The following is a 13,666-nucleotide window of genomic DNA, read 5'->3' as shown; positions in this document are numbered from 1 at the left end:
CGCGGGCTTATTCGCCGGCGTCGGCGGGACGCAGCGCCGGTGGCAGCTTGCGCAGCGTGGCCGGCGTGCGCGACAGCTTGATCGGCGAGCCTACGCCCCGGTAGTCGCCTTGTTCCAGCACCATGCCGCGATGGCGGGTGTGCGGATGCGCCAGCGCCTGGTCCACGGTCTGCACGGCGGCCGCGGGCACGCCGCAACGCAGCAGGCGGTCGGCGAGCGCGGCGGCGTCGTGGTCCGCCAGCAGCGCGGACAGGTCGCCGCGCAGGGCTTGGCGGTTGCGCAGGCGGTCGGCGTTGGTGGCGTAGCGTGCATCGTCCGCCAACCCCGGCGCGTCCAGCGTCTGCGCCAGCTGCGCGAACTGGCGGTTGTTGCCGACCGCCAGGAAGATCGGGCCGCTGGCGGTGGGCAGCGTTTCGTAGGGGGCGATGTTCGGGTGTGCGTTGCCGCTGCGCGCGGGTACTTTGCCACTGTAGAAGTAGTTGGGCGCGTGCGGATGCAGCAGCGACAGGGCGCAGTCGTACAGCGTGATGTCCAGGAACTGGCCCAGGCCGCTGCGGGTACGCTCATTGAGCGCCAGCAGGATCGCCACGGCCGCGTTCAGGCCGGTCACCATGTCCACCACCGGCAGGCCGACGCGGGTGGCTTCGCCGTCCGCGTCGCCGTTCACGCTCATCAGGCCGCACATGGCCTGGGCGCAGGCGTCGTAGCCGGGCAGGCCGCCCAGCGGACCGTCCGCGCCGAAGCCGCTGACGCGGCAATGGATCAGCGCGGGGAAGTCGCGGCTCAGCGTGTCGTATCCCAAGCCCCATTTCTCCAGCGTGCCGGGCTTGAAGTTTTCCACCAGCACGTCGGCGTCGATCAGCAGATGGCGCAGCAATTCCTGCCCTGCGGGCTGCGACAGGTCCAGCGTCATGCCGTCCTTGTTGCGGTTCACGCCGATGAAATAGGACGCGGTATCGCCCAGGAAGGGCGGCCCCCAGCCGCGCGTCTCGTCGCCGCCGGGCGGCTCGATCTTCAGCACGTCGGCGCCGTGGTCGGCCAGGATCTGCGTGCAATAGGGGCCGCCCAGCACGCGCGACAGGTCTATCACTTTGCAGCCGGCGAGCGCGCCGGCGTTGGGCAGGGTTGCAGCCATGTGGGGTCCGTTCAGTCGATGGAAACGTGGGCGCTCTTGATGAGGTCGCGCCATTTGGGCACTTCGGCCGAGATGAAGGTCGCCAGGCCCTGCGGCGTCTGGTCCTGGGCTTCAACGATGCCCTGGCTGCGCAGCGTCTGCGCGACCTCGGGATCGGACAGCGCGGTCTTGAAGGCGCGGTTCAGCGTGTCCACCACGTCAGGCGGCGTGCCTTTGGGCGCGACGATGCCGAAGAACACGCTGACGTCGTAGCCCTTGAGCCCCTGCTCCGAAAGCGTGGGCAGGTCGGGCAGCGCGTCCGAGCGCTGGGCGCTGGCCAGGCCGATGGCGCGCAGCTTGCCCGCCTTGATGTAGGGCAGCGCGGTAAGGATGTCGGTGAACGACATCGACACCTGCCCGCCCAGCAGGTCATTGAGCGCCGGTCCCGTGCCCTTGTAGGGGATGTGCATGATCTGGGTGCCGGCCATGTTGTTGAAGAGTATGCCGGCCAGGTGCGACGAGGCGCCGTTGCCCGACGAGGCGTAGCTCAGCTTTTCCGGGTTCTTCTTGGCGTAGGCGATGAGTTCCTGCGCGTTGTTGGCGGGCACCGACGGGTTCACCACCAGGATATTGGGCAGGTGGCCGATGCGAATGATGGGCGCGAAGCTGGTCTCGGGGTTGTAGCCCTGCTTCTTGTACAGGCTGACGTTGATCGCCAGCGGCCCCGAGGTGCCGAACAGCAGGGTGTAGCCGTCCGGCTTGGCCGTCGCCACGTATTCCGAGCCGATGTTGCCGCCGGCGCCCGCGCGGTTTTCGACGATGACGTTCTGGTTCAGCGGCTGCCGCAGCTTGTCGGCCAGCCTGCGCGCCAGGGCGTCGGTGGGACCGCCCGGCGGGAACGGCACGATCAGCGTCACGGGCCGGGCCGAGGGATAGGCGTCCGCGGCCAGTGCGGGCGCGGCGGCGGGGGCGATGGCGGCGGCCGCCAGCAGCAAAGAGGCGAGGGTTCGGTTCATGCTTGTCTCCAGTGGTTGCGCGCCGGCTGTGCCGCCGGCGTCGGTGCTTACAGCGCGTACTGCAGGATGGCCCGGCACGCCGCGCTTTCGTCGGCCGGGATGGCATAAGGATCGCGCGGACCCAGGCGGTGCTGCAGCACCTGGTCGGCTAGCAGCGCGCGGCTTTCCAGGCCGGGTTCGGTGGCTTCCCAGCGCAGGGCGGCCATCGACACCGCGTGGTACAGCAGCGAAGCCGCCTGGCGTGCCAATTCGGGGCGGTCGGCCTGCGCGGCGTGTTCGGCCAGCGCATAGGTCTGCTCCAGCGCGCGCGCCTGCATGTCGGCCAGTTCGGGCGGGCAGGGGCGGCCTGCGGCCAGCAGGCCGTCGATATGGCTGCGCAGCGCCGGCAGCGAATTTTCGCGGGTGATGGCGCGCAGCACGTCCAGCGCCACGATGTTGCTGGTGCCTTCCCAGATGGAGCCCAGATGGGCGTCGCGCACCAGCCGCGGTTCGGTCCATTCCTCGATGTAGCCGCAGCCGCCGCGCACTTCCATGGCGTCGCCGGTCACCTTGCGGGCATCGCGGCAGGCGCGGAACTTGATCAACGGCGTGAGGATGCGCGCCAGCGCCGGATCGGCCGCGCCCCGGTCCGCGTCGGCCAGCGCGCGCGCCGTCTGGAACATCACGCTGCGGGCCTGTTCGGCCCAGACCGTCATTTTGACCAACTGGCGCTGCATCAGCGGCATGTCGATCAGGCGCTTGCCGAAGGCGCGCCGGTGCTGCGAGACATAGACCGCTTCGGTCACGGCGCGGCGCATCAGGCCGGCGGCGCGCATGCCGTTGGACAGGCGCGAGTTGTTGATCATGTCGGCCATATGCTTGAAGCCGCGGCCGCGCTCGCCCACCAGCCAGGCCACCGCGCCTTCCAGGCGGATCTCGCCGCTGGCCATCGAGCGCGTGCCCAGCTTGTCCTTCAGGCGCAGGATGCGGTAGTGGTTGTGCGTGCCGTCGGCCAGGTCGCGCGGCAGCAGGAACAGCGATACGCCCTTCAGGCCGGGCTGGGCTTCGCTGCGCGCCAGCACCATGGCGTAGCCCGCGTCCGGATTGGAGCAGAACCATTTGTCGCCGTGAATGAGCCAGGTGCCGTCGTCCTGTGCGGTGGCGGTCACTTCGGTGGCGCTGACATCGGACCCGGCGCCCTGTTCGGTCATGAACATGGCGCCCTGGCGCAGCGCATCGAAATCCTGCGAGGTCACTTCGGGCAGGACCCGCTCTACCAGTTCCGGGGAGCCGAACTTGCGCAGGGTGCGCGCCAGCGAGTCGGTCATGCTGACCGGGCAGCACAGGCCGAACTCGGCCTGCACGAACAGGTGGCTGAGCGCGTACTTGGCGGCCGCGGGCATGGGTTCGGGCCAGCCCAGCACGCCGCCGCGGTGCGACAGCGCAGCCAGGCCGAATTCGCTGTAGGCCAGGCGTTCCAGTTCGACGTAGGCCGGATGCTTGTCGATGCGCGATTCGTCGGCGCCGGCGCGGCTGCGCACGGACAGCGTGGGCGGATGCTTGTCGGCGGTGGCGGCCAGTTCGTCCATGACGCCGCCGGCCAGCGCGCCCAGCCGTTCAAGGTGGGGCAGCAGATGGGCGTGCAGCGCGGGCGGCAGGTAACGCCGGCTGAGCGCCTCGGCGTAAGGGTCCGCGCTGAACAGGTTCTGCCCGCGCGAATCCGGAACGGGCGTGGCGGCGGTGGGCGCGGTCTTGACGGGGGTATCCATGGCGGCATCCTGCTGAAGACGGGAACGATGCCTGTGATGGTGCTTGCATGGATTAATCTATACAAATACTGTTTGTGTGTAGAACAATCCAAAAAAAGTATGGATTGCAGTCCCAGGGGAGACAAATGGACCTGGATCCGCGCCTGTTGCGCTATTTCATCGCCGTGGCCGAAGAACGCCACTTCAGCCGCGCGGCCACGCGGCTGCACATTTCCCAGCCGCCGCTCAGCTACGCCATCCGCCAACTGGAGGACAACGTCGGCGCGCGCCTGCTGACCCGCACCAGCCGCCATGTCGAACTGACTGACGCCGGCCAGGTGCTGTACCGGGAAGCCCTGACGCTGCTGCGCCAGGCGGAAGAGGTGCGCACGCTGGTGCAGCGCGTGGACGCGGGCCTGCGCGGGCGGCTGCGCATCGGCTTCGTGGGTTCTATGCTGTACCGCGGCCTGCCGGCGCTGCTCAACGCCATGCGCGCCGGGCTGCCGGACGTGGAACACGTGCTGACCGAATTGAATTCCCATGACCAGATCGAGGCCGTGCGCCGCGGCGAGCAGGACCTGGGCTTCATCCACGCCAATCCGGTGCCGCCAGGCGTGCTGGCGCGCGACTTGATGGCCGAGCCTTTCGTGGTGTGCCTGCCGCAGGCGCATCCGTTGGCCAGCCGGGAATCCCTGCGGCTGGCGGAATTGGCCGCGGACGATTTCGTGTTCTTCGCCCGGGCCGCTTCGCCCAGTTATTACGAGACGGTGCTGTCCATGTGCGTGTCGGCCGGCTTCATGCCCGTGATCCGGCACGAGGTCCGGCACTGGCTGAGCGTGGCGTCGCTGGTGTCGCAGGGACTGGGCGTGTCCATCGTGCCGGCCTGCCTGTCGCGCAGCGGGCTGGCGGGGACGCGCTTCATCGCCTTCGAGCACGCGGCCCGCTCGGTCAGCCAGATGATCTGGCCCGAGGCCGGACGTACGCCGCTGCAGGAAAAAGCGGTGGAAATGGCGGGGAGGCATGGCTGGGAGTCCCCGGAAACCCCGTGAAATCCGCCGCCGGCTAGGCAGAGCCCGCCCGAAGGCTTATCGTTAGCGGTATCCCCGCGCCGCCAGTCCGGCGGCCAGGGAGGGAACCGTTTGCATACGAACGCGAATTCCGGGTATCAGCCATGTCCTACCGTCCAGTCCTGCCGCTCACGCGCCGCAGGCGTTTCATCACCAGGCTGCGCCATTGCGGCCCTCCGGCGAAGTACTGAACCCCACTGCAGGGTTTTTCGGTTCCGCTTCTCCGGAGTCTTTCGTGGAAATTCCTTTTTCGTTTCATCCGCGTCTTTTCGACGCGTTGCGCGATTACGACCGTGTCCGCTTCGCCCAGGACCTGGGCGCGGGCCTCACCGTGGCCGTGGTCGCGCTGCCCCTGGCCATGGCCTTCGCCATCGGGTCGGGCCTCAAGCCCGAGGCCGGGCTGTTCACTTCCATCATCGCGGGCTTCCTGATCGCCCTGCTGGGTGGCAGCCGGGTGCAGATCGGCGGACCGGCGGGCGCCTTCATCGTCATCGTTTACGACATCGTGCAGCAGTACGGCGTGGCCAATCTGATCATCGCCACGGCGCTGTCCGGCGTGCTGCTGTTCGTGATGGGGCTGCTCAGGCTGGGCACGCTGGTGCGTTTCATCCCGGTGGCGGTGATCATCGGCTTCACCAACGGCATTGCGGTGCTGATCGCGCTGTCGCAGGTCAAGGATTTCCTGGGCCTGGCGATCCCCAAGATGCCGGGTGACTTCTTCGGCATCCTGGGCGCGCTGGGCAGCCATCTGTCCTCGCTGAATCCCTGGGCGGCCGGCATCGCGCTGCTGTCGCTGGCGGTGATCGTCGGCTGGCAGCGCTGGCTGCCTAAATGGGGCGGCCAGCGGGCGGCCAGGCTGGCCCGCGTGCCGGGCTCGATCATCGCGCTGGTGCTGGCGACCGCGGCGGTGGCAGTGTTCGGCCTGCCCGTGGAAACCATCGGCAGCCGCTTCGGCGGCATTCCGGCCGCGCTGCCGGATTTCACGTTGCCTGCGTTCAGTTGGGAGTCGGCCCGCTTCCTGCTCATGCCCACCATCACGCTTGCGGCGCTGGGCGCCATCGAGTCGCTGCTGTGCGCGCGGGTGGCCGACGGCATGATAGGCGACCGGCACGACCCCAACCAGGAGCTGATGGCCCAGGGCGTCGCCAACTTCGTCACGCCGTTCTTCGGTGGCATGCCGGCCACGGGCACGATTGCGCGCACCGTGACCAATGTGAAAAGCGGCGCCACCAGCCCCGTCGCGGGCATGGTGCACGCGCTGGTGCTCCTCGTGGTGATGCTGGCGGCGGCGCCCCTGGCGGCCTCGATACCGCTGGCCACCCTGGCGGCCATCCTGATGTTCGTGGCCTGGAACATGGGCGAATGGCGCGAGTTCGCGCGGCTCAAGAGCTACCGGCTGCCGTACCGGATCACGCTGGTGTCGGTGTTCGTGCTGACGGTGGTCTTCGACCTGACGGTCGCGGTCGAATTCGGCATTTTCGCCGCCTGCCTGACCTTCATTTACCGCATCTCCAGCCTGTCGCGCGCCGAGCGCATCACGGCCGCCGAGCAGCCCTTGCTGGCTGGCATGGATGGAAAGATCGAGGTCTGGCGCCTGTACGGCACCGTCTTCTTCGGCGCGACCAAGCTGGTGGAATCGCTGGAAGACCGCCTGCCGGCCCGGGCGCTGGTGCTGGACCTGAAGAACGTGATCTACGTGGATTCGACCGGCGCCGAAGCGCTCGAAGCACTGAGCAAGGCGTGCGAGACGCGTGGCGTGGCGCTGATCGTCTCGGGCCTGATGGGGCAGCCGCAGGACATCGTGCGCCGCGTCGGCCTGTACAAGCGACTGCAAGGTCATCTGCAGCCCGACGTGGCGGGCGCCACGGCTGCCGCCCTGGCGCTGGAGGCCGAGGGCGGTTAGACGGTTGGTGGGGGCCTGGGAGCCCCCATCTTCCTAGCGGAAGACGACGGTCTTGTTGCGGTTGAGCAGGATGCGGTGCTCGACGTGGCTGCGCACGGCGCGCGACAGCACCAGGGATTCGATGTCGCTGCCGACCTGGGTCAGGTCCTGGGCGGTCATCGTGTGGTCCACGCGTTCGATGTCCTGGTCGATGATGGGGCCTTCGTCCAGGTCCGAGGTCACGTAGTGGGCGGTGGCGCCGATGATCTTGACGCCGCGCGCATGCGCCTGGTGGTAGGGACGGGCGCCCTTGAAGCTGGGCAGGAAGCTGTGATGGATGTTGATGGCGCGGCCGTTCAGCGCGCGGCACATGTCTTCCGACAGGATCTGCATGTAGCGGGCCAGCACCACCAGGTCGATGCCTTCCTGATCGACCAGGGCCAGCACCTGCTTTTCCTGTTCCGCCTTGGTGTCGGCGGTGACCGGCAGGTAGTGGAACGGGATGCCGTAGGAAGCGGCCAGGCTGGCGTAGTCGTTGTGATTCGAGACGATGGCGGCTACTTCGGCATGCAGATGGCCGCTATGCACGCGGAACAGCAGGTCGTTCAGGCAGTGCCCCTGCTTGCTGACCATGATCAGCAGGCGTTCCTTGCGGCGGGCGTCATGCAGCTTCAGCTCCATGCCGTACTCGGCGGACATGCCATCCAGCCGCGCCCGCAAATCATCCACGGACACGCCCGCCGGCACGTCGAAGTGCACGCGCAGGAAGAAGCGGCCGGTCTCTTCGTCGCCGAACTGCTGCGAATCCAGGATGTTGCAGCCCAATTCGAACAACAGGCCGCTGACGCGGTACACGATGCCCGTGCGGTCGGGGCAGGACAGGGTCAGGATGTAGTCGTTGTGCTGCATGGTTCAGGGAGAGGAGAAAAAGGAGAAAAGGTGACAGTATTTATTGATGGCGCCACGCGCGGCATGCACGGCGCGGAGATCATCCGTTCAGACGGGCCAGGGTCTCTTCGGCCAGGGCCAGGCTGGAGGTCAGCCCCGGGGATTCTATGCCGAACAGGTTCACCAGGCCGGGCACGCCATGCGCGGCCGGGCCGGCGATGACGAAATCGGCCGCGGGCTCGTGCGGGCCGGAGATCTTGGGGCGGATGCCGGTGTAGCCGGGCGCCAGCGCGTCATCGGGCAGGGCCGGCCAATAGCTGCGCACGGCCTCGTAGAAGACTTCGGCGCGGGCCGGGTCCAGCGTGTAGTCCTCGGTTTCGACCCATTCGGTGTCGGGGCCGAACTTGGCCTGGCCGCCCAGATCCAGCGTCAGGTGCACGCCCAGGCCGGCATGCTGCGGCACCGGGTAGATCAGGCGCGAGAACGGCGCGCGGCCAGACAGCGTGAAATAGCTGCCCTTGCACAGGTAATCCTGGGGGATGCTGGACGCGGGCAGGCCCTCGATGCGGCGCGCCAGCGCCGGCGCGTGCAGGCCGGCGGAATTGATCAGCACGTTGCAGCTCAGGGTCATGGCGTCGTCGCCGCCGAATTGCAGCTCGAAGCCGCCCTCGGGACGGACGCGGGCCGACTCCAGCGGCGTGTGGAAGACGCACTGGGCGCCCGCGTTTTCGGCGTCGCCCTGGAACGAGAGCATCAACGCATGGCTGTCGACGATGCCGGTGGACGGCGAGGACAGCGCCGCGGCGCAGCGCAGCGCGGGCTCCAGGCGCATGGCGTCCTCGCCGGAGATGAATTGCAGATCGTCGACGCCGTTGGCGCGGGCGCGCTGGGCGATGCCTTCGAGTTGCGCGGCCTGCTCGGTGTCGGTGGCGACGATGAGCTTGCCCAGGCGTTTATAGGGCACGCCGCGCTCGGCGCAATAGGAATAAAGCAGGTGCTTGCCGCGCACGCAGAGGCGCGCCTTGAGGCTGCCTGCCGGGTAGTAGATGCCGGCGTGTATGACTTCGGAGTTGCGCGAGCTGGTGCCGGTGCCGATGGCCTCGGTGGCTTCCGCCACCAACACCTCGCGTTCGGACTGGGCCAGCGCGCGCGCGATCGCCAGGCCCACCACGCCCGCGCCGATGACGACGCAATCCACATCCACGCTCATGGCGTTTTCCTTTCCGAACGGGCGCCTGCCGGGGTCAGGTCGAAACCGCCGGCATGGAAGACCAGTGGCGGCTCGCCGCTATGGCCGCAGCGCTCCACTTCGCCCACCATGATGACGTGGTCGCCCTCGACATAGCGGCTGCGGTTGTGGCATTCGAACCAGGCGGCGCAATGGCCGTCCAGCATGGGCGTGCCGCCCGGCGCGTGGTGCACCGTCAGCCCGGCGTAGCGGTCCGGCGTCTTGCCGGTGGCGAAGCGGCGCGCCAGCGCGATCTGCTCCGCGCCCAGTACGTTGACGACGTAGCGCTCGCACTGCTCGAAGGCCGCCAGCGACGACGAACTGCGCGACAGGCTCCACAGCACCAGCGGCGGGTTCAGCGACACGGAATTGAAGGAGCTGACCGTCAGGCCGATGGGCGCGCCATCGGGGTCGGCGGTCGTCACGACCGTCACGCCCGTGGCGTAACGGCCCAGCGCGGTGCGGAAAAAGGCGGCGTCAAAATCAGGGGAGGAGGCGGTCATGCAATCGTTAATTGGGGGCAGGCGCGAGGCGCCCGGCATCAAGGCGACAGGCGTTCGATCTTCCAGGCCTGGCCGTCGGCGACATAGCGCAGGCGGTCATGCAGGCGCGAAGGCCGGCCTTGCCAGAATTCGAAGGCGGTGGGCTTCAGGCGGTAGCCGCCCCAGTGCGGCGGGCGCGGCGGCTGTTCGCCGAAGCGCTCGCGGAATTCCTGTTCGCGGGCTTCCAGCTCTTCACGGGTGATGGGCTGGCTCTGGCGCGAGGCCCAGGCGCCGATGCGCGAACCGGCGGGCCGGCTGTGGTAGTAGGCGTCCGACTCGTCGCCGGCCACTTTTTCGACCACGCCTTCGATGCGGACCTGGCGCTCCAGCGGCTGCCAGAAGAACAGCAGGCTGGCGCGCGGCTCGGCCTGCAGGTCCAGGCCCTTGCGGGATTCGTAATTGGTGAAGAACGTGAACCCGCGCTCATCGAAGCCCTTGATCAGGACGATGCGCGCGCTGGGCTGGCCGCTGGCGTCCACCGTGGCCAGGGTCATGGCGTTGGGTTCGGGGACCTTGGCGGCCAGGGCCTCGTCGAACCAGCGGGTGAACTGCTCGAACGGGGAGGCGGCAGCCTGGCCTTCGAGCAGCACGTTCTTGTCGTAGCTTTGACGCAGATCAGAGACGGACATGGGGCTAGTAGTTCAGCGTTGATAACAAGGAGTTTATACCGCCTGGAAGGCGGTACCCTTATTGACCCCGCTCAGGGCGCAGGCAAGATTTCCCGAGGCCGGGCCTCAGGCGCCTTCCGGCAGCGTGTGCGCGTCCAGCTCCAGCCGGCGCGCGATGGCGTCCAGGCGGGCGTCATGGATGCCGGCGGCGCGCAGCGCCTGGGCGGTCTGCACCACATATTCGGTGCAGGGGCCATAGCGGCCGGCGGCGCGGCGCACGATGGCCAGCAGCTCGGGCTCGGGCAGGGCGCGGATGTAGGCCGGATTGTCCCGGTTCATGATGAAGACCAGCGCCCGCACGGTGCCGGTATCGGTGGCGCAGTTGATCCAGCGGGGCAGATAGGCGCCGGTGGACATCTCGCGCTCCCAGAGCGCGGGGAAATAGGTCGGCACCTGGTCGCCCGCCAGGCGGTAGACCACCCCGCGGCAGGAGCCTCCCCGGTCCAGGCCGAATACCAAACCCGGGCATTCCGGGGTGCCGCGGTTGACCCGCGACCACAGGCATAGCGCCCGGTGGTGGCCGCGCAGGGTCGCCAGCCGGCGCTCGACGAAATCGAAGTCGGGCCGCCAGATCAGGGAACCGTAGCCGTAGACCCACACGTCTTCGCCCGATTGCCAGTGGCGCAGGGCCTCGTCCAGCGATTCCTGCCGCTCTTGCGCAGTCCAAAGACGAAAGGGCAGGCTGGCGCCGGAATTGCCGGCGGCGGGAGGAGAGGACAGCATGTTCACGGCTACGCTTTGCGTTCAGATTCGATCGGGGGATTGCGGTTGGCCCAGCCTCCGGCCATCAGGGCCACGGAGTACGCCCAGAAGAGGGGGGCAACGCCAATTACCGCACCGAGCGCGCCGAAGGTCAACGGCAGGGACACCTGCGAGCCGTTGATCAGGGCCATCCGCAGGCCCACGGCCTCGGCGGCGCGGCCTGGCGGAGAATGCTGGTGCAGCAGCGAGAGCATGCTCGGCTGGCAGCAGCCCAAGGCCAGACCGAGGATGAAAGACAACACGATCAGGACGTTAACGTCGGTGAACAGCGGGTAAAGCATGAAATCGATGGCTGCTGTCGCCATCGCTACCCGCACCAGCGTCCAGGACCGCACGCGGCGCTGGATGAAGGGCAATATCAGGCGGATAACGAAAGTAGCCGCCGCGAAGGACGCAAGAATGATGCCGATCGTGGTCGCTGACAGGCCGATGGCGACGCCGAAAATGGGCACGACGAACAAATGGGTGTCCCACGCGCCGGACAAAATCGTGTTGACCATCAATATGCGGCGCAATGCCGGCACTTCCAGCAATTCGGTAACGCGCCGCTTTTCGGCCTCTTTTTTGCCTGACAGCTGCGAATCCACTGCCTTCAATTGGTGACGCAACACATAAAGCCCGCCCGCCGAAATCAGCGGACCCAAGGTCAGCAGGCCGAAGGCCAGGCGCGTGCCCAGATGGTCGATGGCCAGCCCGGCGATCAGCGGGCCCGAGAATCCGGACCCCGCCAGCGCCAGCGACATGAAGGAAAAATTGCGCAGCCGCTGCGCCGGTTCGGCGTGGCCCAGCAGATCCTGCGTGGCGACCTGATGCAACATGAAGCCGATACCGATGCAACAGGAGGCAATCAGCAGGGCGAACTGGGTCTGGGAGATGAAGGGCAGCGCGGTGCCGGAGGCGACCAGGGCCGTGCCGATGACCAGCGGCCGCACGATGCCGACCCGGTCGACCCAGCGGCCGGCGCGCACCGAGAACAGCATGGGCAGTACCGCGAACACCGCAACCAGCGTGCCCACCTTGAAGGTCGACAGCCCCATCTGCAGCGCGGTGAGTGAGACGGTGATCCGTCCCCCTGTGAGCGCCACGTGGTTCATCATGGCCAGGAGGCACAAAAGCACCGCCCCGGAAAACTCTGGGGAACTGGGTGACGAAGAGGGGGATCTATGAGAAGTGGACACGGATACGGCTTAACTGCGTTCATTCTGGCCATATCGTCGCCCTATGTCGAGGCGTGGCTGTTTTGCAGCGCCGCAAACGCATATTGGCGCCAATCGCATGATGGCGGCTATCTAGGGGCGAACTCGCATGCTTATGGCGCAAGATGGCGGCACGTTCGCCGCATCTACGGGCAAGGGCTTTCGCGAGTCACGGACAAAGCGTTGTATCGTTCATGCAACGGAACAATCACGCGGACCTTGACGTTCCGGCCCGCTTTACTGTTTTTCACCGTTTTGCCACAGATCGTCGATGGTTCCGGCGGACGACACGTTTAGGATGAGCAAGCATCGTGGGCAAGGTCGCTTGCCTGGTCCGCAATTCGCAATACCGGCGCCGGCCCGATAGCCGGCGCTACATCCGGCAGGTTCAATGAAAAAGTCCCGCAGCAAGTTCAAGCGCTACTCCCTGATCGCCGTTTTGCTCCTGTTAGCCGTGTTCGGCGTGCGCGCCGCGTTCTTCTCCGCGACGCCGCCGCCCACTTTCGCGGTGGCCGAGGTCACGCGCGCCGATCTTGAAGACAGCGTGCTGGCCAGCGGCACCATCGACGCCATCGAACGCGTCAGCGTCGGCGCCCAGGCCACCGGCCAGCTGAAGTCCCTGAAGGTGGCGCTGGGCGACCGCGTCAAAAAGGGCCAGCTGGTGGCCGAGATCGACGACATGACCCAGCAGAACGAGCTGCGCAACGCCGAGGCCGCCCTGCAGACCCGCCGCGCCGAGCGGGCCGCCAAGGTCGCCACGCTGAAGCAGGCCGAGCTGGCCTTCCGCCGCCAGCGGCAGATGCTGGCGGCCGACGCCAGTTCGCGCGAGGCCTACGAGAGCGCCGAGGCGACGCTGGGCGTGACCCGCGCCGAGATCGCCTCGCTGGACGCGCAGATCGCGCAGGCCGAGATCCAGGTCGACACCGCCCGCGTCAACCTGGGCTACACCCGCATCGTCTCGCCCATCGACGGCATGGTGGTCGCGGTGGTGACCAAGGAAGGCCAGACCGTCAACTCCATCCAGAGCGCGCCCACCATCATCAAAGTGGCTCAGGTCGACACCATGACCATCAAGGCGCAGATCTCGGAAGCCGACGTCACCCGCGTGAAGCCGGGCTTGCCGGTGTACTTCACCATCCTGGGCGAGCCCGACGAGCGCTACCGCGCCCAGCTGCGCGCGGTGGAACCGGCGCCGGATTCGGTGCAGAAGGACGACGCGACGTCTTCCCTGACCGGATCGGCCAGCGGCAGCTCCACCACCGCCGCCGTCTACTACAACGGCCTGTTCGACGTGCCCAACCCGGACGAGAAGCTGCGCATCTCCATGACCGCCCAGGTCTTCATCGTGCTGGGCGAGGCCAAGGACACGGTGGTGGTGCCGGCCTCGGCGCTGGGCAAGCGCGGCCAGGACGGCCGCTACGCCGTGCGCGTGGTCCTGAAGGACAACAAGACCGAAACGCGCCAGGTCAGGATAGGCATGAACAACAACGTCCAGGCGCAGGTGCTGGAAGGGCTGGAGGTGGGCGAGCGCGTCGTGTCGGCGGATGCCGCGCCGGCCGCCACGCCGGGAGCCTGA

General features: G+C 67.6%; 12 protein-coding genes. 3 read left to right on the top strand and 9 right to left on the bottom strand.

All coding sequences use genetic code 11. The features are described from left to right. Positions 1-7: 7 nt before the first annotated feature. The 3 genes from IAG39_RS26555 to IAG39_RS26545 are packed head-to-tail and all read right to left on the bottom strand — an operon-like array spanning position 8 to position 3,878. Positions 8-1,135: a CaiB/BaiF CoA transferase family protein gene (locus IAG39_RS26555; protein ID WP_118932387.1), complete on the bottom strand. Its 1,128-nt coding sequence runs from the start codon at positions 1,133-1,135 to the stop codon at positions 8-10. An 11-nt stretch (positions 1,136-1,146) separates the two neighbouring features. After that, a complete protein-coding gene (locus tag IAG39_RS26550) occupies positions 1,147-2,130 on the bottom strand; it encodes a Bug family tripartite tricarboxylate transporter substrate binding protein (protein WP_059371564.1) in 984 nt (327 codons plus the stop codon). Between the two features lie 47 nt (positions 2,131-2,177). After that, positions 2,178-3,878, bottom strand: coding sequence for an acyl-CoA dehydrogenase family protein (locus tag IAG39_RS26545; RefSeq protein WP_118932386.1), 1,701 nt, complete (start codon positions 3,876-3,878; stop codon positions 2,178-2,180). Between the two features lie 125 nt (positions 3,879-4,003). Here IAG39_RS26545 and IAG39_RS26540 point away from each other — a divergent pair, with 125 nt between their 5' ends. Together IAG39_RS26540 and IAG39_RS26535 are read left to right on the top strand one after the other, a co-directional pair. Beyond that, a complete protein-coding gene (locus IAG39_RS26540) occupies positions 4,004-4,906 on the top strand; it encodes a LysR family transcriptional regulator (protein WP_059371566.1) in 903 nt (300 codons plus the stop codon). Between the two features lie 253 nt (positions 4,907-5,159). Next, on the top strand, positions 5,160-6,827 hold the full coding sequence (locus IAG39_RS26535; RefSeq protein WP_187774066.1) for a SulP family inorganic anion transporter: 1,668 nt from the start codon (positions 5,160-5,162) through the stop codon (positions 6,825-6,827). Between the two features lie 33 nt (positions 6,828-6,860). Here the strand turns inward: IAG39_RS26535 and purU are convergent, their stop codons facing one another. The 6 genes from purU to IAG39_RS26505 all read right to left on the bottom strand — a co-directional run bounded on the left by purU (position 6,861) and on the right by IAG39_RS26505 (position 12,072). Continuing rightward, positions 6,861-7,715, bottom strand: a complete 855-nt coding sequence (gene purU, locus IAG39_RS26530) for a formyltetrahydrofolate deformylase (protein WP_059371568.1) — start codon at positions 7,713-7,715, stop codon at positions 6,861-6,863. Positions 7,716-7,794: 79 nt separating this feature from the next. Further along, the gene (locus IAG39_RS26525) at positions 7,795-8,904 is read right to left on the bottom strand and encodes an NAD(P)/FAD-dependent oxidoreductase (protein WP_118932385.1); all 1,110 of its coding nucleotides are present in this window, start codon (positions 8,902-8,904) and stop codon (positions 7,795-7,797) included. Further along, positions 8,901-9,425 (bottom strand): flavin reductase family protein, encoded by a 525-nt coding sequence (locus tag IAG39_RS26520; RefSeq protein WP_059371570.1) that lies wholly within the window; start codon positions 9,423-9,425, stop codon positions 8,901-8,903. Before IAG39_RS26520 ends, IAG39_RS26525 begins: the two co-directional genes overlap by 4 nt. Before the next feature lie 38 nt (positions 9,426-9,463). Continuing rightward, the gene (pdxH, locus tag IAG39_RS26515) at positions 9,464-10,093 is read right to left on the bottom strand and encodes a pyridoxamine 5'-phosphate oxidase (protein WP_059371571.1); all 630 of its coding nucleotides are present in this window, start codon (positions 10,091-10,093) and stop codon (positions 9,464-9,466) included. Between the two features lie 105 nt (positions 10,094-10,198). Beyond that, positions 10,199-10,861: a gamma-glutamylcyclotransferase gene (locus IAG39_RS26510; protein WP_059371572.1), complete on the bottom strand. Its 663-nt coding sequence runs from the start codon at positions 10,859-10,861 to the stop codon at positions 10,199-10,201. Between the two features lie 2 nt (positions 10,862-10,863). Beyond that, positions 10,864-12,072, bottom strand: coding sequence for an MFS transporter (locus IAG39_RS26505; protein ID WP_118932384.1), 1,209 nt, complete (start codon positions 12,070-12,072; stop codon positions 10,864-10,866). 409 nt (positions 12,073-12,481) lie between these two features. Here IAG39_RS26505 and IAG39_RS26500 point away from each other — a divergent pair, with 409 nt between their 5' ends. Further along, complete coding sequence (locus tag IAG39_RS26500) at positions 12,482-13,666, top strand: efflux RND transporter periplasmic adaptor subunit (RefSeq protein WP_118932383.1); 1,185 nt, start codon at positions 12,482-12,484, stop codon at positions 13,664-13,666.

Origin of the sequence: Achromobacter xylosoxidans (genome assembly GCF_014490035.1) — a bacterium.
GTDB classification, from domain to species: Bacteria; Pseudomonadota; Gammaproteobacteria; order Burkholderiales; family Burkholderiaceae_B; genus Achromobacter; species Achromobacter bronchisepticus_A.
This window is presented reverse-complemented; position numbering and strand designations above follow the sequence as displayed.

Bases quoted from the DNA above. Each gene is read 5' to 3' on its own strand.
- IAG39_RS26540 (WP_059371566.1), top strand. From the start codon at position 4,004: ATGGACCTGGATCCGCGCCTGTTGCGCTATTTCATCGCCGTGGCCGAA.
- IAG39_RS26555 (WP_118932387.1), bottom strand. From the start codon at position 1,135: ATGGCTGCAACCCTGCCCAACGCCGGCGCGCTCGCCGGCTGCAAAGTG.
- pdxH (WP_059371571.1), bottom strand. From the start codon at position 10,093: ATGTCCGTCTCTGATCTGCGTCAAAGCTACGACAAGAACGTGCTGCTC.
- IAG39_RS26545 (WP_118932386.1), bottom strand. From the start codon at position 3,878: ATGGATACCCCCGTCAAGACCGCGCCCACCGCCGCCACGCCCGTTCCG.
- IAG39_RS26520 (WP_059371570.1), bottom strand. From the start codon at position 9,425: ATGACCGCCTCCTCCCCTGATTTTGACGCCGCCTTTTTCCGCACCGCG.
- IAG39_RS26500 (WP_118932383.1), top strand. From the start codon at position 12,482: ATGAAAAAGTCCCGCAGCAAGTTCAAGCGCTACTCCCTGATCGCCGTT.
- purU (WP_059371568.1), bottom strand. From the start codon at position 7,715: ATGCAGCACAACGACTACATCCTGACCCTGTCCTGCCCCGACCGCACG.
- IAG39_RS26550 (WP_059371564.1), bottom strand. From the start codon at position 2,130: ATGAACCGAACCCTCGCCTCTTTGCTGCTGGCGGCCGCCGCCATCGCC.
- IAG39_RS26525 (WP_118932385.1), bottom strand. From the start codon at position 8,904: ATGAGCGTGGATGTGGATTGCGTCGTCATCGGCGCGGGCGTGGTGGGC.